The sequence below is a fragment of the Paenibacillus sp. FSL R7-277 genome, from assembly GCF_000517965.1.
Taxonomy (GTDB): domain Bacteria; phylum Bacillota; class Bacilli; order Paenibacillales; family Paenibacillaceae; genus Paenibacillus_AQ; species Paenibacillus_AQ silagei.
Window position 1 is genome coordinate 186,592 of sequence record NZ_ASPX01000009.1, and the last position, 20,039, is coordinate 206,630.

At 54.8% G+C, this 20,039-nt stretch carries 19 protein-coding genes; 4 read left to right on the forward strand and 15 right to left on the reverse strand.

Translation table 11 applies throughout. From position 1 onward, the window contains the following. Nucleotides 1-31 precede the first annotated feature (31 nt). Nucleotides 32-922, reverse strand: a complete 891-nt coding sequence (locus C173_RS04880) for a LysR family transcriptional regulator (protein WP_036722928.1) — start codon at nt 920-922, stop codon at nt 32-34. A gap of 146 nt (nt 923-1,068) precedes the next feature. On the opposite strand from C173_RS04880, the gene C173_RS04885 reads away from it, so the two are divergent. Further along, nucleotides 1,069-2,223, forward strand: coding sequence for an MFS transporter (locus C173_RS04885; RefSeq protein ID WP_081751013.1), 1,155 nt, complete (start codon nt 1,069-1,071; stop codon nt 2,221-2,223). A gap of 119 nt (nt 2,224-2,342) precedes the next feature. On the opposite strand, the gene C173_RS04890 is transcribed toward C173_RS04885, so the two are convergent. From C173_RS04890 to C173_RS04900, 3 genes are all read right to left on the reverse strand, one after another. Then, on the reverse strand, nt 2,343-3,866 hold the full coding sequence (locus tag C173_RS04890; RefSeq protein WP_036722930.1) for a malate:quinone oxidoreductase: 1,524 nt from the start codon (nt 3,864-3,866) through the stop codon (nt 2,343-2,345). 174 nt (nt 3,867-4,040) lie between these two features. Then, the gene (locus tag C173_RS04895) at nt 4,041-5,249 is read right to left on the reverse strand and encodes a hypothetical protein (protein WP_036722932.1); all 1,209 of its coding nucleotides are present in this window, start codon (nt 5,247-5,249) and stop codon (nt 4,041-4,043) included. A gap of 189 nt (nt 5,250-5,438) precedes the next feature. Then, the gene (locus C173_RS04900; RefSeq protein WP_036722933.1) at nt 5,439-5,990 is read right to left on the reverse strand and encodes a pyridoxamine 5'-phosphate oxidase family protein; all 552 of its coding nucleotides are present in this window, start codon (nt 5,988-5,990) and stop codon (nt 5,439-5,441) included. A gap of 153 nt (nt 5,991-6,143) precedes the next feature. On the opposite strand from C173_RS04900, the gene pdxR reads away from it, so the two are divergent. Then, nucleotides 6,144-7,571: a MocR-like pyridoxine biosynthesis transcription factor PdxR gene (gene pdxR, locus C173_RS04905; RefSeq protein WP_036722934.1), complete on the forward strand. Its 1,428-nt coding sequence runs from the start codon at nt 6,144-6,146 to the stop codon at nt 7,569-7,571. Here pdxR and C173_RS04910 read toward each other — a convergent pair. The 10 genes from C173_RS04910 to C173_RS04955 form a co-directional block, all read right to left on the reverse strand. Continuing rightward, a complete protein-coding gene (locus tag C173_RS04910) occupies nt 7,566-8,963 on the reverse strand; it encodes an MFS transporter (protein ID WP_036722936.1) in 1,398 nt (465 codons plus the stop codon). The two genes, pdxR and C173_RS04910, sit on opposite strands and share 6 nt — an antisense overlap. A gap of 77 nt (nt 8,964-9,040) precedes the next feature. Further along, nucleotides 9,041-9,631, reverse strand: coding sequence for a TetR/AcrR family transcriptional regulator (locus tag C173_RS04915; RefSeq protein ID WP_155991240.1), 591 nt, complete (start codon nt 9,629-9,631; stop codon nt 9,041-9,043). A 138-nt stretch (nt 9,632-9,769) separates the two neighbouring features. Continuing rightward, nucleotides 9,770-10,039: a hypothetical protein gene (locus tag C173_RS04920; RefSeq protein ID WP_036722938.1), complete on the reverse strand. Its 270-nt coding sequence runs from the start codon at nt 10,037-10,039 to the stop codon at nt 9,770-9,772. Between the two features lie 76 nt (nt 10,040-10,115). Continuing rightward, nucleotides 10,116-10,526, reverse strand: coding sequence for a hypothetical protein (locus tag C173_RS04925; RefSeq protein WP_036722939.1), 411 nt, complete (start codon nt 10,524-10,526; stop codon nt 10,116-10,118). 216 nt (nt 10,527-10,742) lie between these two features. Next, a complete protein-coding gene (locus tag C173_RS04930) occupies nt 10,743-11,720 on the reverse strand; it encodes a phosphotransferase (RefSeq protein ID WP_036722940.1) in 978 nt (325 codons plus the stop codon). Beyond that, nucleotides 11,713-12,609: an NAD-dependent epimerase/dehydratase family protein gene (locus tag C173_RS04935; protein ID WP_036722942.1), complete on the reverse strand. Its 897-nt coding sequence runs from the start codon at nt 12,607-12,609 to the stop codon at nt 11,713-11,715. The genes C173_RS04930 and C173_RS04935 overlap by 8 nt, the downstream gene beginning before the upstream one ends. A gap of 12 nt (nt 12,610-12,621) precedes the next feature. Further along, nucleotides 12,622-12,876, reverse strand: a complete 255-nt coding sequence (locus C173_RS04940; protein WP_235191776.1) for an AMP-binding enzyme — start codon at nt 12,874-12,876, stop codon at nt 12,622-12,624. 23 nt (nt 12,877-12,899) lie between these two features. Then, nucleotides 12,900-14,222 (reverse strand): SMI1/KNR4 family protein, encoded by a 1,323-nt coding sequence (locus C173_RS04945; RefSeq protein ID WP_036722944.1) that lies wholly within the window; start codon nt 14,220-14,222, stop codon nt 12,900-12,902. Nucleotides 14,223-14,381: 159 nt separating this feature from the next. Then, nucleotides 14,382-16,142 (reverse strand): dihydroxyacetone kinase subunit DhaK, encoded by a 1,761-nt coding sequence (dhaK, locus tag C173_RS33325; RefSeq protein ID WP_036722946.1) that lies wholly within the window; start codon nt 16,140-16,142, stop codon nt 14,382-14,384. After that, nucleotides 16,139-17,281 carry a glycerol dehydrogenase gene (locus C173_RS04955; protein ID WP_036722947.1) on the reverse strand — a complete coding sequence of 381 codons (1,143 nt, stop codon included), beginning with the start codon at nt 17,279-17,281 and terminating at the stop codon, nt 16,139-16,141. Before C173_RS04955 ends, dhaK begins: the two co-directional genes overlap by 4 nt. 172 nt (nt 17,282-17,453) lie before the next feature. Between C173_RS04955 and C173_RS04960 the strand changes: the two genes are divergently transcribed. Both C173_RS04960 and C173_RS04965 read left to right on the forward strand, forming a co-directional pair. After that, nucleotides 17,454-18,452 (forward strand): PocR ligand-binding domain-containing protein, encoded by a 999-nt coding sequence (locus tag C173_RS04960; protein ID WP_036722948.1) that lies wholly within the window; start codon nt 17,454-17,456, stop codon nt 18,450-18,452. Nucleotides 18,453-18,548: 96 nt separating this feature from the next. Continuing rightward, complete coding sequence (locus C173_RS04965; RefSeq protein ID WP_036722949.1) at nt 18,549-18,824, forward strand: hypothetical protein; 276 nt, start codon at nt 18,549-18,551, stop codon at nt 18,822-18,824. A gap of 24 nt (nt 18,825-18,848) precedes the next feature. Here the strand turns inward: C173_RS04965 and C173_RS04970 are convergent, their stop codons facing one another. Then, complete coding sequence (locus tag C173_RS04970) at nt 18,849-20,015, reverse strand: DUF7832 domain-containing protein (protein ID WP_036722950.1); 1,167 nt, start codon at nt 20,013-20,015, stop codon at nt 18,849-18,851. Nucleotides 20,016-20,039: the final 24 nt, after the last annotated feature.

Here is a 20,039-nt window from a genome sequence, read left to right on the forward strand (position 1 = left end):
CCCTACGATACACCCTGGGTCAGACCTAAGGTCAAGGGGAGGATTCGAGATCCCGGGCCAGACGGAGAAAAGCCTCAATTGCCGGGGAGAGCCACTTCTCCTCATGCCAGAACATCTGGGTGGCAAAAGATACTGCGGTCAAATCCCACGGCAGGGAGATCAGCTCCCCCCGCTTCAATTCTTCGCTTACAGCCATTTCAGGCAGGATGGCGATGCCCATGCCCAGCTTCGCACATTGTTTGATGGCTTCTGCGCTGTGAAACTCAAGTTCCGTAATGCCTGCCATCCCCTTCTGCGACAGGCTGCGCTCGAAGAAGCTGCGGTAGGAGCACCCTTGCTCCGTCAGTAAGAACGTTTCACCGTGGAAATCCTCGATAGCAAGCGCCGGACGCGACGCCAGCGGATGATCGGGAGCAGCCAGGAGACAGAAGCGTTCCTCCCTTATTTTTTCTCCGCAAAATCCGCTCTCTCCCTTCACTTCATCCAGCATGAAGATAACATCAACATCCCCGTCCCGCAGACTCTGTCTGAGGCTTGGACTCACGAGCGGCAGGAAGATCAAGCGGACTCCGGGATGAAGCTGCCGGAACTTCTGCAACACAGCGGGGAGCCGGTAGGTGCATAATGTCTCATCTGCGCTAATCACGATGGTGCCTGTCAGCTCGCCGGGCTGCTTAAGGGCATGCTGCGCCTCCTCCACCATACACAGGATGTTATCCGCATAACGCAGGAACGTTTTTCCGGTATCGGTTAACGTCACATTTTTACCGAGCCGGTCCACCAGCTTCACTCCTAATTCCTCCTCCAGGGCCTTCATTTGCATCGTAACCGTTGAGGGAACATAGTTCTGCGCTTCGGCGGCGCGGGCGAAATTGAGCGTGGAAGCCAGCGTATAAAAGGTTTTAAGTTGGCGCAATTCCATCTGATGTCACTCCTTCATTCAAAAAAAATGAACGTTCCATTCAGAAACGTTTCTTTGACTTAACCTTAGCAGCATCGTAGAGTGATGACAAGAACGGCGGCCGATTCCGTTATGAATGTACAAGGATATGAAACCACAAGGAGCGAATGAATTTGAATAACCGATTGACGATATATATTCTGGCACTTGCCGTTTTTCTGATCGGGACGATTGAATATATTATTACCGGCGTCATTGAGATGATGGCGGCAGATCTTAGCGTATCCACCTCCGAAGTGGGTCTGATGGTGACTGTCTTCGCGCTGTCCGCAGCGATTATTGCACCGGTTCTCATTGCACTCACCCTCAATATGGACCGAAAAAAGCTGTTGATGACCGCCCTCGGCGTGTTCATTGCCAGCAACGGGCTGATGCTTCTGAACCTGCCTTATGAAGCTATGCTGGGGGTACGGGTTATCCAAGGGGCAAGCGGGGGCATAGCTACCGTAGTCGCTATGGCTGTAGCTACACGGCTCGTGGAGAAGGAGCGCAGAGGCAATGCGATTGGCATTATTCTGATGGGACTGAGCAGCTCGCTGGTTCTGGGCGTTCCGGCCGGCACTTTTTTCAGTGAACACTTTGGGTGGAGGGCTCTGTTCATCATCGTCGGGGGGCTGAGCCTTGTTCCGCTGTTCATCATCTCTGCCAAGGTCCCTGCCATCAAAGAAAAAGAAGCCGTCACCCTCAGGATGCAGCTGTCTGTGCTGAAGGATTCCAGAATTGTTACTGCTCTGGCGATCACCTTACTATATGTAGGGGGTTACGCTACACTCTTCACTTATATTACCCCTTACCTGCAGGCCGCATCCTCACTGTCTGTGACCGAAATCAGCGGGGTGCTCTTCCTGGCGGGGGTCTGCAGCTTCATGGGCTCCAAGTTAGGCGGGCAATTGGCTGATTCCAAAGGATCGAAGTTCACCATAATTACGGGACTTCTGTTACAGGCAGCCACGCTCCTCCTGTTCGCAATGGCAGGCGTTCATGTGATCGTCCTCCTCCTGATCCTGATGATCTTCATGCTGGGGACCTGGAGCATCTCCCCCGCGCAACAGCTCCTGCTGGTCACCCTGGTTCCCCGGAACCCGGATATGGCCCTGAGCGTCAATACCTCCTTCATCCAGTTCGGCTTCGCGCTGGGATCGGGCCTAGGCGGCTATGTGATCAGCCGTACCTCTGTGCTCCACCTGAACTGGGCGGGTCTCGCGGCTGTAGCGGTGGCTCTGATTCTGGCCATCCGGCTGTTCAAGACTCATAAGGCTTGATCGCCCTTGAAGTACTCAGAGATGGACACAGGAAGACAAAGAGGCTATCCCAAGGGATGGCCTCTTTGCATGTATATAAGAGCTGACAGGCTGGTGGTCAGCCGTACGCTCTCTATTGCCTACAGATGGTTGACCGCGGCTGGCGGCTCATGCCCATCTGTTCCATTCGTCAGGCCCAGCGTGTGCGCTGCGGAAGCATGAATGTCGTTCAATAGCTTCGGGTTAGCCGACAGGGACATGCCGTAGGCAGGAATCATCTGCTTGATCTTCGGCTCCCAGGCCTTGATCTGCTGCGGGAAGCACTTGGTGATTACCTCCAGCATGACAGAGACGGCCGTTGACGCCCCTGGAGAGGCTCCCAGCAATGCGGCGATGGAGCCGTCCGCGCTGCTGATCACTTCCGTTCCGAATTGAAGCATGCCTTTACCGGCTGCTGTATCCTTAATAATCTGCACCCGCTGGCCCGCCACCACCAGCTCCCAATCCTCGCTGCTGGCATCCGGGATGAACTCCCGCAGCGCTTCCATGCGCTGTTCTTTGGACAGCATGACCTGCCCGATCAGATACTTGGTCAATGACAGGTTCTTCGCTCCTGCTGCAAGCATCGTAACCAGATTATCCGGCTTGACCGAGGTAATCAGATCGAACATGGAGCCGTATTTCAGGAACTTGGGCGAGAAGCCGGCAAACGGCCCGAAGAACAGGGATTCCTGCTTATCGATCACCCGGGTATCCAGATGCGGAACAGACATCGGAGGCGCACCTACAGCAGCCTTACCGTACACCTTGGCATGATGCTGGGCTACAATCTCCGGCTTCTTGCAGACCATGAACAGTCCGCTTACCGGGAATCCGCCAATCTTCTTACCTTCCGGGATGCCGGATTTCTGCAGCAGATGCAGGCTTCCTCCCCCGCCGCCGATGAAGACGAACTTGGCGTTATGACGCTCTGTTACGCCGCTGGCGAGATTCTTCACCTTCAGCTCCCAGGAGCCGTCCTTCGCGCGCTTCAGGTCATCCACCTGATGATTATACCTAATATCGGTGTTATTGCTCTGCAAGTGGTTGAACAGCATACGGGTCAGAGCGCCGAAGTTCACATCCGTTCCCGAATCGATTTTGGTAGCCGCTATCGGCTGGTCCAGCTTCCGGTTCTTCATCATCAGCGGAATCCATTCCATCAGCTGCCTTGGGTCATCGGAGAATTCCATGCCTTGAAATAGCGGACTATTTGAAAGCGCTTCATATCGTTTTTGTAAAAATGCAACGTCCTTCTGTCCTTCCACAAAGCTCATATGTGGCACAGGTACAATGAAATCCTGCGGATTGTGTATTCGTTTCTGGCTCACCAGATAGGACCAAAATTGCTTGGAGAACTGAAATTCCTCGTTCACCTTAATCGCCTTGCTGATGTCGATCGATCCGTCCGGCTGCTCTGTAGTATAGTTAAGCTCGCAGAGTGAAGAATGCCCCGTTCCCGCATTGTTCCATTCCCCCGAACTTTCCTCCCCGGCACCCGCACGCCGCTCAAACACGGTTATTTGCCAATCCGGTACTAATTCCTTTAACAGTGAACCAAGTGTTGCACTCATGATTCCAGCACCAATTAAAATAACGTCTGTTTTTGTTTGTTGGTTGCTCATATTATACCGTCCTTCTACCCTACGATTTGCAGGAAGGATGCAGGCACTCCTGCTTAGGCGCCATAGCAAGCCAGCGCGGACCAAGTCACACACCGTTTGGATCAATCCTGATCCTAGTTTATCACTAATGAAACTAAATTTTAAGATTTATCTTAATTTTTATAAACTTTTTAATTAATAATCACGGGCCGCATCGAACCAGCCCTGCGCCGCTTCCTCTGTTATAGGCTGCCCGATCTGGTGCTCTGACTGGCTGAGCTGCCATACGGCTTCGCCAAGGTCTTCCCTCTCGGTAGTCTCGATACCCTTCAGTGAATTGAAGCGCAGGGTGAAGGCGGTAATGGCTGCTTCCGCCTCTTCAAGATTGCGGGCCTCCGCCATAGCTGCTTGTGCAGCATCGTAGGCTTCGTTCGCCAGCTTGGCCAGACGCTTCGGCCAGGCGGAGAACGGGCGGCCGTATTCGCTCTGCCACCACTCCGGCTTCCTGAGCTGGCTTATGGAGGCATAATCATCCCAGGGGCGGACCTTGGCGCGCGCCTTCATCTGCTGCCGCAGACGTTTGCCTACGGCCTCCTCGACATTGTAGGCGATGAACCGGTCCAGCAGCGGCCACGTATCCAGCGAAGGCAGACCGTCAAGCTCCGGCATGAAGCGCAGCTCCAGGCTGGTCAGCCCGGTAAGGCGGGCAAGCGCTTCCAGATCGCAGAAGCTTCCCCACAGGCTGAGGGATTCAAGGTTCGGGAACCGCTCCAGGCCATCCAGCGAGATCGGCTGGCCCAGCGGCGGGCTATTCAGCGCCAGGTGAGTCACACCCTGCAGCTCCCCCAGATCCGGCAGCCGGTACGGCGCATCACTGCTGCGCCGGCTCATATCCGGTACTAAGGCCAGAGTAGTGGGCAGATGGCCGGAAGCCGAGAAGCGGGTCAGATCACCAGACAAGCTCAGGTTGTACAGCTTGTCCGGCAGGACCAGGCTAAGTTGTCCTGCTGCCTTAGGCCCCAGCTTAATACCCAGGTTATAGATATCCGCCCGGCTACCGTCCAACGATACAGCCTCCGGCAGCACCGGGGTCCAGCTTATACTCTCAATCGGCCGCCGTTCCGCCCACTCCAGGAAGCCCGTGTCACCGCCGGTATAGCTTATATATCGCGGCCATGGCGAGCCGGCCGGGGTGGCGAAGGGCTCGAAGACAGACCAGGTGATGCGCTCATCCGCAGCGACCAGCAACTCCGCTGGTTGCTTCGATTCCCTGGGGCCGATCGATAAGCTGCCCATACCGGGCTTGCGGTCAAGCGTGTGGCTGCCGGGCCCCGTCAGATCAAGGACATACCGTCCGGGTTCTGTAATCGGAGCCGGGGGAAGAGCTTGGTTATCTGTGGACATTTGCTTCATCCTTTCTGCTTGATCCTACCTGTATTCTCGATCCTACTAATATTCTCTATACTACCTTTGTTTGCTATATTAACTCAACCATACGATATCCTGGCGGTCACAGCAACTTTGCCCTATAACGCGAACAAGCCCGGGCCGTTACCGGCCCGAGCGCTCATCTCTATTTAGTTTGGAGTGCAGCTATTCCACGCTCTGCCCTTCATTCGTCCCTGCCTTGTACATACTCTCTGCTTCAACCGGATTCTCTTTGGCTGTCAGATGCTGCGGAGTGATCCGGTACACTTGTACGGGCCCGCCGTACACAGCCGACCGGTATTTCTCGACATGCTGCTTGGACAGAGGCCGGTTATAGTATCCGGGCACATACTTGTTCATCATCTCCTGCAGGACCTGCGTAGCCTCATCCAGATCCGTCACCGGCTCTGCCTGCCCGAAGACCATCACGCTCATATAGGCGGTATCCGTCTTGGCGGGCACGGGATTCGTGATTGTCCCATACTCCTCACAGACTGTGAAGCATACCTCTGAGTTCTCACTCATCACCTGATTGCGTCTTCCATCCCCGGCCCCGTGGATATACAGCTTCCCGTCCATCCATACATAGTTAAGCGGCACAACATACGGGAGATTACCATCCGCTAATCCCAGAAACCCAATTCTCGCCTGCTTCAAAAACTGTTCAATCCTCGCCTCATCCTTACATTCCCTGACCTTGTAACGAACCGGATTCATATCGAACCCTCTCCTTCCCGCGTCCTCCGCGTATACGTTATTCGGTAGTATATCAGCTATTGGATTGTGCTAAAATATCCAAAGAACATAGTTTCGACCAATCCATAATTTAGGCACTGCACCGAAACAACAAACGGGAGGGGACTTCTCACAATGTTCGTCAACCGCAACGACCCAAGTCCGATCTGGCAGCAACTGCTGAATCAGGCCATTCACAATATTACACAAGGCATCTGGACCCCGGGTGAGCTGCTGCTCCCTTCCCGTGAACTCGCCGAGCAGCTTGGAGTCTCCCGCTCCACGGTGCAGCTCGTCTATGAGGAACTGCTGAGCAGAGGGTATACCATAACCTCCCGGCGGGGCGGAACACGGGTAAGCCAATGGAACCCTGTCACCCAGACAACCCGGGAGACCATACCGGAAGGCCCCGTTCCTCCCTCGCTTCCCCTGCTGAACTCAGCGGTAGATCAGTTACAAGACTGGTTCGGAGGCCATCTGCCTCGGGAGGTGGAGATCGATTTCACCCCCCACGAGCCTTATGTGGACAGGACCTTCCAGAACCACTGGCGGCAATCGCTGCTTCACGCCTCTGCCGCAATGGACGTATCCGATTGGTCCTACGGCAATCCCTATGGTCTCCTGCCGCTCAGGGAACAGATTCAGCGTTACTTGCTGCTTGAGCGGGGCATACGGATTGAGCCCGATCAGATTCTGTTGACCTCAGGAGCGCAGCACAGCCTTGACCTGATTGCCCAATCCCTGCTCACGGAGGGAGATACCGTCTCTGTGGAAGATCCCGGCTTCCCTGCGGCCTGGATGGCGATGAATTACCGGCGGATGCACGTAGCCCCTGTCCCGGTAGACGGACATGGCCTTGTGGTTGACCAGCTTCACCCGGAATCGCGTCTGGTCTTCGTAACTCCATCGCACCAGTGCGCCATAGGCTCCGTGATGTCAGAGCCGCGCAGGCAGCAGTTGCTGCATCAGGCCGTGCAGGAGCAGCTATGGATTATAGAAGACGGCTATGACAGTGAATTCCGCTACCGTGGCGACCCGCTGCCCACGCTCTATAGCCAGGCGCCGAATAATACCCTGTATATGATGAGCTTCTCTAAAATGATCGCCCCGGCCATCCGTATCTCGGCGATTGTCGGCCCGGCGCGGGCCATTGCCCAGCTGGCCCGCGTACAGGAGCTGACCTACCGCCACCTTCCGGTGATGGACCAGCTCACCTTGACCCATTTTATTCAAAAAGGGCACTTCATGCGCCATATGCGCAGAGTCCGCAATGTGTACCGCCGCAGACATGAGGCCATCACCAAGGCGATAACCGCAAGCGGTCTAGCCGAGCGGTTCACCCTGAGCGGAGCAGAGACGGGACTGCATGTCTTCCTTGAGGCAGAATCAGACTACGATGAGGAAGCCGTGACCCGGTTAGCCCTGGAGCAGGGAATCCGGGTATATCCGCTTGCACACTACTGTCTGGAGAGCCGCAGGAAGGGTTGGGTGCTGGGGTTCGCCAAGGTGGATGAGACCTTGATTGAGCAGGGGATTCACCGGCTGGCCGGGCTAGTATTATAAGCCCCTGCTTATGGTCCCGGATGATCTGCTCTCCTTGCGCCCAAACTGCACATAATAAACCATGCTCACCGCAATAACCAGAACAGCAAGCACCGCAAAAATATTACTAAACACAAAGGAAGCCTCATTTCCAGGTATAGGATTGAACGCCGCTTCCGGGGCACCGGAGTCGAGCACCTTGCCCAGGACCGCCGTCGATGTAGCGGCTGAGATGAAGGTGAGCATGGAGAACAGCCCCATCCCCACTCCTGTCTGCTCTGGGGTCAACGTCCGCGAAACCGTATTTGACATAGCAATCTGCATGAACGACTGGCCCAGCACACAGAACACCAGCGAGATCGAGACCAGGACCGCTGAGCCTCCAGCTACGGAAGACAGGCACAGGAAGCCTATGCCCAGAAGCGAGGCTGCCGTATACACGAGCCGAGGATTCCCGTGCTCATCTGCCAGCTTGCCGCCCTTACGGCCCAGAACCGTGGTAACGATAGCTGCCGGCAGCATGATGATCCCGACATAGGCGGGAGACAGACCGTTTACAAGTGTCAGCAGCTGCGGGATGAGATATGGAGAGCTGAAGCTGATTCCTGTAATGCAGAAGGTAATCATCAGGATGATCGAATACTGCCTGTTGCGGAAAATATCGGGATGGATAAACGGAGCCGCAGCGGAGCGGATACGCAGAATAAACAGGAGGAGCATCAGAACCGCTGCCAGCGCAAACGGGAAGCTCCCGCTCGTTAATGCCAATAAAGTTGCCGTTACCGCCCCAGCCAGCAATATGCCGCCAAGCCAGTCCATCGGACCCGCCTTTCCTGATTCATCACCCTGCAGATATTTGCGGTAGACCGGCAGTGTCAGCAGCGACAGCAACGGAATGAGGAACAGAATCCGCCAGCTCCAGGCGCTGATGACCATACCGGCAATAATCGGCCCCAGCGCGGTACCCAAGGCTATCCCAATGGCAGACGTACCCAGCGCACGGCCTCTTTTCTCGGGAGAAAAGTAACGGATCGGGATGATCATAGCCATAGCAGGGATCACGGAAGCCCCGGCTGCCTGAATTATACGACCCGCAATAATCATCCAGTATTCGGTGGCGGCAACGCCAGCCATAGACCCCAGGACAAAGAGCAGTAATCCATAGGTCAGCAGGTTCTTCAGCCGGTACTTCTCCGTCAATTTGCCAAAAGTAACCGCACCGACAGCATATACAATCATATAACTGGTAATGACCCAGCTTACCTGGGATGGAGATAATTCAAATTGCTTACTGATCGTAGGCAGCACAATATTGAACATATTCGCATTCATTGATGAAATCACCAGGATAAAAACGAGCGCGCGCATTAACACATTCCCTTTGATGTCAGGGGTTACAGCATGGTTCTTCATAGGTGGTGCTCCTCTCTCCATATATCAATTCGATTAAGGTCAGTCAGTACTCACTGTCATTTCATTCAAAAAAACAACTAGGGCGTGAAAGCCCTAGTAAAGGTCTGGACACTTGCCGTAATGAATTCCTCCAGCGACACCGAAGTGAAATTCCCCTCATCGTCCAGATTGTTCAGGAATGCGCCATAATTCATCACCATAAATTGCACAGCCTGCACTCTGGGATTCCCGGGAATCAGCTTCCCCCGCTCGGTCATGGCCTTGAAATAATCCGTCAGATTCCGCATCAGCTGCTCGGGGGCGGTTCTGCTATACTCCTTAAGACCGGGGAGTTGATCCCCTTCCTTGATAAATATCATATTCATCTTCCGGTTGCGGTTCATAATCTCATGATACGTCCGGCTGACCAGCAGCAGATCGGTATGAAGATCCCATATAATGCTCTCCTTGAACAGCCTGGCCATATCTTCGGTATAATGAAACCGGTCGAAGGCCCGCTCCAGCAGGTTCAGCTTGGTTCCGAACTGGCGGAACAGCGTCTTCTCGCTTAAGCCTGCCGCCGCCGCAATCTCCTGGGTGGTCACACTCTTGTAGCCCTTCTCTGCGAACAGATCAATGGCAGCGGTCAGGAGTTTATCACTGGTACTTAGCGATTTGCTCTCCATCATCATATTCCTCATTTCAAAAAGTTGACTGTCAGTACTAACTGACATATTAGACTAAGAATACACCCTGCTCCCGAATTTAGCAAGGTGTATCGTACTGCCCGCTATCGCTTAAGTCGTTTCCAGCTCAATACGCTTGTCCTATTCTAACAGCGAGGTAACGCCCAATGCAGCAAATAGGAGCAAGCCCAGCCCCAGCAGAATGCCTCCCATCAGCGAATACCGTACCTCCCGCTGAAACGATGCGGTGCCTGGGCCTCCAGGTGCCGGCGGGCCGGGCTGGGCTACCGCGCCTTCCAGACGGGTACGCCTGCCCGTGCGCCGCCGTTGATAGCCAATAATGAGTAATACAATCCCCAGCAGACTCAAGAAGCTGCCGGGGTAGACGAATGCCATCCACAGGTTGTCCATAGTACACCTCCCTGTCCGTGATCTTGATCTATACTTAACCAAGTCACGGTACGCCAAACAGGGAGATGCCGCCAGGCTAGAAGCAGGTGAACGAGCTAACCCGGTTCAAATCAACGCCGTAGTATCCCCAGAAGAAGCCATTCCATCTGAAGCCTGCGACCGAACTTCTGCCCACGAATACCGGGTAGAACCAGAACTGCTCACCATTATTCAGCCAGATATAAGTGTTGCGGAACAGGCATCCTCTGATGCCTCCGGGGTCAACCGCATAAGCAGTAACCGCCGGTGCTTGCGGTACGAATTGCGGCGGTGGCGCCGTCGGTGCGGCTACTCCTCCCGGTGCACCCCCGGGCGTCCCCGGAAATCCCCCAGGCCCTCCGCCTGGTATCCCTGGAATCCCCGGCCCTCCCGGCAAGCCTGGTCCACCCGGAAATCCCGGTATCCCCGGAAATCCTCCGCCGCCTCCCGGCACTGGTATAAATCCCATATCTATCGCTCCTCTTTCGTTTCATTAGGCATAATCATCATATGCATTCGCGGAGAAGATGCCTGGGCGGATGCCCAGGTGCAATGGGCTTTTAACAGCATCCCCCGCCTAGCGGAGGGTAATCGGTGTTACAGCTCCTTTTGTACGCGGCCCTAATAATCCCGGACAATGCTTATAGATGGTGTACATCCCTGTCCTCCTCCTCCTCATGGATCATCAGACTATATCGTAAGAGCGGAACTCATCAATGAACTCCTCGAGCCAGTCTTCCGTATAATCCAGCGCCCCGCTATCACTGATGAACTCGACATCAAGTCCCATCACCCACAACCGGCGGGCAATCATAAACAGATCAATTACTGATTCATCTTGTTCGGAGAAGTCTCTGACCGAGCGGTAGCCCGACATTAACGCCTGCCACAGCGGTTCCTTCTTCTCCTGAGGCAAGCGTTTTCTATGCCGGACCTGGGCCAAGTCGTAGGCGCGCCAACCTTGTGCCGCCCATTCAAAATCATAATGCGTGAACGCATCGCCCTCCTGGAAGGCATTGTTATTCCCGTGCAAATCTCCGTGGCAGATGCCCCAGTCCAGGCCCGGACTAGCAGCGTTGATCCGTTCCGTTAATGCACCGGCGAACTCGCGCAGGTACACAGCAGAGCGGTGTCCCTCACCGAGATAATCCACAATACGGTCCAGCGGCTGGGAGATCAGAGCGCGGGTATCCAGATCCGGTCTAGGCAAATCTAAGGAGACCCTGTCCATGGCAGCATGCAATTCAGCAGCCGATTTTCCGAAGGAAGCACATGATTCCTCATCATGCAGCACGTTCTCAGTGCCTGTCAGATAGCTGTAAATCACGGCAACTCTCGGGCCCTCCGGCGCATCGATGACCGTATATAAGCTGCTGTTCTTTTGAGGGAGGGGAACGGAAACCTTTGTATTTACTGCGCTTAATTGGTGTTCCAGCTGTGTCAGGAGGGACAATTCATAGACAACATCACTTTCAGCTATCGATTGGCGGTAGATCCGAAGAATATAAGTGCCTCTGCCGGTACGGATTCTGTAAGTATCGTTCAAGCCGCGTAACCAGAACAAGCTATCTCGCCAATCTCCAATGTCGTACAGAGGACTAAGGCAATATTCCAAATACTTTGGATCTAGAACGGAACGCATGGCCGTCGGTTTTTTATACATTTTGCTCTCCCCTAGCTTGTTGCTCCAGCCGGACAACGGTCTCCTCGAACGTTTTGACCGGGCTGTAGCCGAGCTCGTTTTTTATTTTGTCGCAGCTATACGCCGTTCTTATAGGGTCTCCGCCCGGTATAACGAACTTCTTGTTCAGGGCAAGACCGATACGCATCGTAAAATCTTTTTCCGGATAATTTCCGTCAATTGCGTTATAGCACTGGTTCCCAGCCGCAGGCTGCGCCGCTGCCAGTACACACATCTCAGCCAGGTTGTCCGCATGCACCCAGGGCGTTAAGTCCTCCGGATGAATCCAGTCCACTTCCCCGGAATCAGCAAGCTTAGTGATCAGTCGGTCGCCCCAGTGCGAGTTGGATTCGGAGCAGATCACTCCAGGACGCAGGATCACACTTGTCAAACCGTTAGCCCTTGCAGCTTGTACAATCCGTTCCGATTCACATTTGGTTGAAATGTATACCTCCCCGTGGCCGAAGGCAAGGCTGCTAGCTTCATCCAGCTCCACCTCTCCATCAAAATGACCATAGACCGATACCGTAGAAATATGCACGAAGCGCTCCACTCCCGCAGATACAGCACCGTCAACCAGACTCTGGACCCCCTGAACATTGGACGCCTCGGCAGTTGCCCGATCCTCCCCCAGATACGCCGCAGCGTGAATAATAATATTCACATTCCGAAGCGCTTCCGCGATAACAGCTCTATCTGTCAAGTCTCCGATGACGGGTGTAATGCCGAGCTCTTGACATAGCGCAATCTGGTCCGCATTTCGGATAAGTCCTTTGACCTCTGCTCCCTCACTAACGCATCTTTTTGCAATTTTATCTCCTGCCGTGCCCGTAACGCCTGTTACGAGAACGACTTTATCTCGAAGTCTCATGGAGAACCTCCTTTAGTAAATACTATCTTTTATCGCCTTCTTATCTATTTTACCTACGGATGTTCTGGCAAGTGACTGAGTAATCACTAAGCGGGTAGGCAACTTATATTCGGCTATCGATTGACCGCAGAATTGTTGCAAATCCTCTAGAGCGAGTGTCTGCTTATCCTTAAGTATAACTACCGCTGTGACTTCTTCACCTTCATCCGGCAAGGGCATTCCTACCACAGCAGCCTCAAGGATGGAGGGATGTGCGCTGATTGCCACAGATTTTAGCGGGGAACATCCGCTCAGCCCAAATAATCATCCGGCAGGTGCAGCTCCCGCAGGCAAGCGGCGAACTTTTCCCTGAAATTAGGATTCCTTTTGTATTCCGGCCAGACCGCCTTATAGTAAGGCAGCAGCTTCTCGTGCGGAATAACGTCCCAATGTAAAATGGTGCTGCGCAACACCTCTGTTCCTCCAGTGCGGAACATTTGTTCAATGATCTCCCAGTTCTCCTGCTTGTTCCGGCAATCTCTCACGGCATAGACCGCAGTCGTCTTTATATCCAGGCTGGCATGGCACAGGAAGGGTGCAAAGTCGCGGAAGTCCATAGCATCGCAGTCTTTTAGAATATAACCGGCATAACGCAGAGTTTCCGCATCATTAATCCCTTCAAGCCTCTGCCGGATCAGCGGAATGAATTCGGTCCGGTCCTCATTCTTGCCGTAAGTATGCAGAATGGTTAAGGCGTGGAGCGCTCCCTCAGCGTCATCCGACTGCAGCAGCTTCAGCAGATAGGGGCTGCCCGCCGCAAAGGACGTTTTGCAGAGCAGCGAGATGGCTGTATTGGAATCCCGTGAACCCTGCCCGGCCACATTGCTTAGGAATTCCAAGGTGGACGGGGCGATTCGCTTGAACTTGAACATGGCCTCCAGCGCCTTGACCTGCAGCTTCCCGTCAGGGGTGTTCCGATACAACTGAATGAGCGTATTCTCGTCACCCGGAAGCCGGCTGCCAAACCATGCGTTGTCATAATCCAGAATAATCTCATCCAGCCAGCGCTCGTACCAGTCCAGGAAGTTATCTTCATAGACGAAGAAGAACGGGCGGTCAGGGAAAAATTCCGAGGTATACACAATCCTCCCCCGGTGCTCCCCTTCCAGCACGAGATACATCTCATATTCGCAGCCCTGGGTGCCGATACACAGCATTCCGCCAAGCGCCTTGTTTCTCGCTTCCTCGTACTCTTCATCCGAGATGTCCCGCTCCCCCGTCAGAGGCTCCGTCAATAGATTCCATTCCTCTGCGGTCATTCCGGGATGAAGCGCCGCCCGGCCCTGGAGTGCCGGAAGCTCGGTATAGGAGGTAGCCTGTGCAAGCGGATAAATCCCGTAATACGGTCCGGCCCCGCCGTTCCCGATCTCTGTCAGGAACCGGGCAAAAGGCTCTGGAAGCTTGACCCCGTAACGGGCCTCCCAGTCCGCCAGCTTGCCTGCCGTAAGCTTCTCATCCAGCTTGTATTGATGCGATGAGGCACCGAATTCCGCGAACTCCGCATCCTTGCGCAGGGCCTGCCCCAGCTTCGTCCTGATCCGCGCAAGCTGCGCAGCCTGCTTTTCTAATTCCATGATGATCCCTCCTGCATATTCAAAGAATGTCACATAATGGCCTGGGCGATTGTCTTCCATCATATCACACCCTGCATATGTTCCAGGCTCCTCGTTATTAGACAAGAATAAGCCCGCCGCCACGGTGAAGTGGCAGGCGGGCTTATGGCCATGAAAGGTCTATTGGACAGCGTTAGACAGCTCTGTGAAAATAACCCCCAGGGCAAATGCGCCCGCATCCGGGTGGCCGATGCTGCGCTCACCTACTGTCCCGGCCCGGCCCATCCGCGCAACGATGGATTTCGTACGCTCCGCCCCCGTGACAGCGGCTTCAGCCCCCCTGGCGAAGGCCTCCTTCAAGGACAGCTGCTGCTGCGCGCTGCTCTTCCAGGCTTCGGCACAAGGAATCAGCGCATCGATCAGCGTCTTATCACCCACGACTGCTCCCCGTCCGAAGGAGCGTTCACCGGTAGCCTGGATGCCCTGAGCCGCCGCGTCCAGCATCCCGGCCATCTCCAGCGTATTCAGCGAGGTCCGGCCTGTAGCATATTTGCCTGCTGAGCGGAAGGCTGAGCCCCAGATTGGACCGGAAGCTCCGCCGCAATGCTCCATAATGATCAGGGAGCAGGCCTGAAGGAAGCTTCCGATATCCGTAGCGTGATCCTGCACAAGCTCCTTCCATTCCCGCTTCAATTGCTTGAAGCCCTTGGCGACACTCATCCCGAAGTCTCCATCACCCGCATGAGCATCCAGCTCACAGAAGGGAGCCTCATTCGCGATAATAATCTCGCTCATCTTATCCACCAGATAGATGATATTATCCAGCTGCAGCCGTTCGTCACGGAGGACAGCGAAGCCCGGATCGGTCTCGGCCGTCAGGCTCACCTCAGCCTGAGCCTCATGCTGTGGAAGTGGGCTGACGTATTGCACCGGCGCAAGCTCACCCGTTAACCGGAGCGCCGGAGTATCGCAAGGCTCAGCAAGCCATCTGCGCAGCTCATCATCCAGCTTCATCAGGCTGATGGAAGCGCCGGCCATATCAATGCTGGTCATATAGTTGCCCACCAGAGATTGGCGGATGATGATCCCCCGTTCTCCCAGACTACGGATCACGGAGTGATTGAGCAGGTACAGCTCCTGCAGAGGCGTTGCGCCGAAGCCGTTGACGAGCACCACCACCTCTCCGCCGTCCGGCTGATCCAGGTTCAGACTGGCCAGCAGGGCAGAGATCATACGTTCCGCCAGCTCATCGGCGGTCAGCAGCTTTTCTCTGCGGATGCCCGGTTCACCATGAATGCCGACCCCATACTCCATCTCATCCTCCTGAAGCTGGAAGGTAGGCGTACCCTTGGCCGGAACGGTACAGGAGGTAAAAGCAAAACCAAGACTGCGCACATGCTCTGCCGCATGCTGCGCGGCCTGCTTCACCTCGGCCAGCGGCAGTCCGGCCTCGGCAGCCGCCCCGGCAACCTTATGCACCAGAATCGTGCCAGCAACCCCTCGGCGTCCCACCGTATACAGGCTGTCTTCTACTGCAATATCATCATCAACCTTCACATAGTCCACAGAGAGGCCGTCCTCAGCCGCCAGACAAGCCGCATTCTGGAAGTTCATCATATCGCCGCTGTAATTCTTGATGATCAGCAGAGCGCCCTTATGGCCGGTATGGTTGCGGATCGCCTGGTAGACCTGAATCTGTGACGGGGAGGCGAAGACATCCCCGCAGACTGCGGCATCCAGCATTCCCGGTCCGACCAGCCCGGCATGCGCCGGCTCATGGCCGCTGCCCCCGCCGCTGATCAACGTTACCTTGTCAGGATTCGGCGCAGACCTGGAGACAATTTTGTATTTGCTGTCGAATGTCAGCTGCGGATGAGCCATCACCAGTCCACTGCACATCTCACGGACGAGATTGGCCGGATCGTTGATTATCTTTTTCATACGCGCTGCTCCTTACTCTTCTTGAAGGCTTCGCCCAGCTTGTCAGCGACAGCAATGGCAGCGGCAACCGCTTCAGCGGTAACCGGGAACGGCATCGAATGAATCGACTCTTCCGGGATACACGCCTTGCGGGCCACTTCCAGCAGCTCCCCATGGGAGATGGAAGCGACACCAATATCGGCCAGGCATACGGGAAGGCCCACGGAGTGGCAGAAGGACAACACCTGATCGATCTCTGACTGCTGCGCATTCTCCAGAACGAGCTGTGCAATCGTGCTGAAGGCCACCTTCTCGCCATGGTAATAATGATGGGTGCCTTCAAGCGCCGTCAGGCCGTTATGGATGGCATGTGCGGCAGCCAGACCGCTGCTCTCGAAGCCAAGTCCCGACAGCAGGATGTTCGTTTCGATAATATTCTCCAGCGCCGGTGTCACCACGTTCTGATCACAAGCCAGCTTGGCTAAGACACCATCCTCCAGCAGTGTATCGTAGCATAAGCGGGCAAGGGCCAGCGCGGCTTTGGTGCCTTTGGCCTCCGTAATCACGCCTGCATGCACTCCGCAAGGAAGCCCCGCATTGACATTGGAATAGGATGCCGCAGTAGCTCTGGCCTCGAAGTAGGTGGAGAGGGCATCGCCCATCCCGGATACCAGGAAGCGGGTAGGAGCCTGCGCAATAACAGTCGTATCAATCAGCACAACCGAAGGACTGGCTTTGAAGTAAGCATAATCCTCGAAAGCGCCTTCAGAAGTGTAAATCACAGCGGAATGGCTGGTGGGTGCATCGGTGGCCGCAATGGTAGGAACGATAATCAGCGCATCGCCTTCTGCCACACATTTGGCCGTGTCGATCGCCTTGCCGCCGCCAAGACCGATTGTGCAAGCACACTTGTGCTCACGGGCCAGCTCCTGTAGTCTGGAAATCTCCTGCCGGGAGCATTCGCCCTGGAAATCCCCCTTCACGAGAGTAATGCCGAATTGACTGCTGGTGGCATCGAGCTTGGCCTGCACACGCTTCACATCATCCGGATGCGCAATCAGCAGAGCCGATGTGCCGAAAGTACTGACGAAGTATCCCAATTGAAGCAGCTCATCCTCACCTTGTGTGTACTTAGCCGGGCTGATAAAGGTTCTTCTCATTCTTTCATTCCTCCTCGAGTCGTATGTCCCCATTATAGACAAGTGGATGGAGGGGCGCATGGGACAAAGCAAACGAATTAATATGCTGCAAAATAGTATTATTATGTTGTCAGCATCTGAATTATAATTATCTTGTTCCCACTTGTGACTGTAGATGGAAAGGGTGAGCCGGATGCAATCCAAATTCGATTTGAAATATATCATTGATATGGATGAATGGGGCAAGCTTCAGGAATCATTGTCCCTGGTGACGCGCATGGCCATCATTATGGTCGATTATAAAGGCGTGCCGGTTACAGCACATAGCCGCTGCCAAGCCTTCTGCCAGACCGTGCGCAGCGACAAGGAATTCTCAGCCTATTGTCAAAAATGTGACGCGCGCGGAGGTCTGGAGGCTGTGCGGCTGAGCCGGCCCTATATCTACCGCTGCCACTTCGATATTCTCGACATTGCTATCCCTATCATTGTCGATAATCAGTACATCGGTGCGCTGATGGCCGGACAGATCCGGCTGGCGGAGGGAAGCGGCCTGAATCTGGAGCAGATTGTATCCCGTCCGCAGCAGGACGCCATGACGGAGGATCGGGCCCGTAAGTACGAACTGCTGCCCGTCATGACGTATGAGGAGGTTGTGGCCACCGCCGATATGCTCTATCATTTGTGCAACTATGTGGTCAAGGAATCGATCCTGAAGCATGAGCTGCTGGAGCGAAGCCGGCAGCATGAGGCCTTGAACCCGCAGGAGTCCAAGCTCCAGCTTGAGCTGCCGCATCAGCCCGTAGAGCCGCCCTCGGCTCCTAAGACTCCGGTCTCTTTGGGAAGCGCATACAAGACGGAATGTACCAATTCTACGCTGCAGCCCGCTTTGGACTACATGCTAAGCCACCGGGAGGAGAATTTCTCGCTGAAAATGCTGGCACAGCTATGCCATATCAGCCCTAGCTACTTCAGCCGCTTGTTCACCAGGGAGATGGGAGAGCATTTCTCCCTATATGTTGCTCGCATGAAGATCGGGTGGGCGAAGGAGCTGTTGGCAACAACGGATTGGTCAGTCAACGAGATCAGCAATCACTTGAATTTTTGCGATGCCGGCTATTTCATTAAGATCTTCAAGAAATACGAGTCGGCAACTCCCCTGTCCTACCGTGCTGCACTTAAGGACAGACATTGAGGGGAAGATGAATGGGATAGCTGGCTTGAATCATTCTCAGCCTCCGCCCGATCCGGTATAATAGATACAACACTATTCGAGCAGGGGGTTAGCCGCATGAAGCTGAACGAACAAGGTGTGCTCATCATTGAAGAGGATGATATACACGACCTGTACTTTTTTCTGGCCCATGACGGGTTGACATTCAAGGATTCTTTCGAGATTGGGATAGAAAAGCATAAGATTGAGCTGTACCCCGGCAGCGTATCTGCTATTGTTCACCCGCAGGCCATGCCCGAGGACTATGGCTACCCGGAAGAAGACCTTCCCCGTATAGTGGAGGCGATTTATTCGGCCGTCCGGGAGTATGATCCGGGCTTCGGAGTGTGGTAACATCCCTGCTGCCTGTCTACAGCATCAAGGGATAACCAGGCCGTTCTTGAACGCCAGCTTCACATCATTCTCACGGACATAGGCGGAATAGTCCCATGATTCTCCCTCCTGCAGCCGCTTGTAGGTCTGATGAATATTCCGGCGCCAAGGCGACGGCCGGCTGTTGAAATAATTCGTAAAGAAGCGCTGCGCCTGCTCTTGTGTGCCGAAACACAGCAGATAGGCCAGCGGACTGGATTCAGCATCGCAGATGCCGGGGAATCCTGCGCCGCAGGCGGCAAGCTGCTCCAGTGCGCGGGGACGGTCTGCGAACAGCTCGAACAGCGGCAGGACACGTTCCCCAATCAGCTGACCGATCTCCTGCCGGGAGGAATCCAGTTGTGAGCCGGCGACCTGCCAGACGATAGCGCTTGACGATTTCTGCGGCCTGCGCAGCGAGCCGAACAGAACGGTATCGTCCCCTCTGCCGGTTTGTCCGGCAAGCCATTTTTTGACGGACTTGCTGGCAATCCGCAGGTTCACGGTCATCCGTACATCGGTGCGGGTGTTGTAAGACTGCGGTTGGAAAGAGAGCTCGAATACGGTATCTTTGTCGGCCGCTGTTTTTTTCCATACCGTACCCGCCTTATTGGATTTGAAGCCCTCTTCCTGGAGGAACTGCTGCCCGGTCTGCTGGCAGGCCTGAAGGAATTGAGCTTTGGGATCAAGCTTACGGTTAGAAGGGCCTTCAGACCAGACCTCCCACTGGGCAAAACGGTCATCCAGCATGGGCTTCAGGCGGTCGTAATTCTCCCAGCTGTTCTCTACATGATAGATGCTTGGATATTCACGGCCTTGTTCAGCCGCCAGGCGGTTGAACACCTCACAGTAATCATTGAGATACCTTCCATACTGTGCGGCGAACGCCGATTGACCGTCATAATAATCGGCGGCGAAGGCATTGCCGCGCTCGTCCAGATCCTCATCCCAGAACTTCCCGTCACAGTACTCCAGCAGGTATTCCAGCCCTGTGAGCTCACGGCGTTTCAGCCGCTTCAGCGCCTCCGCCGACTCCTCAAGGTGAATTTCCCCCGCCATACCGCGGCCCAAGGCCCAGGCCAGGAACATCCCGATATGAATCCCGCCATTCTCTTCCGGCAGATCTGCAGGATAATCTCCCCCGGAATGCCAATCGATCCGGTCATATGCCATATAGGTCTCCTTTCGGCCAGCAGG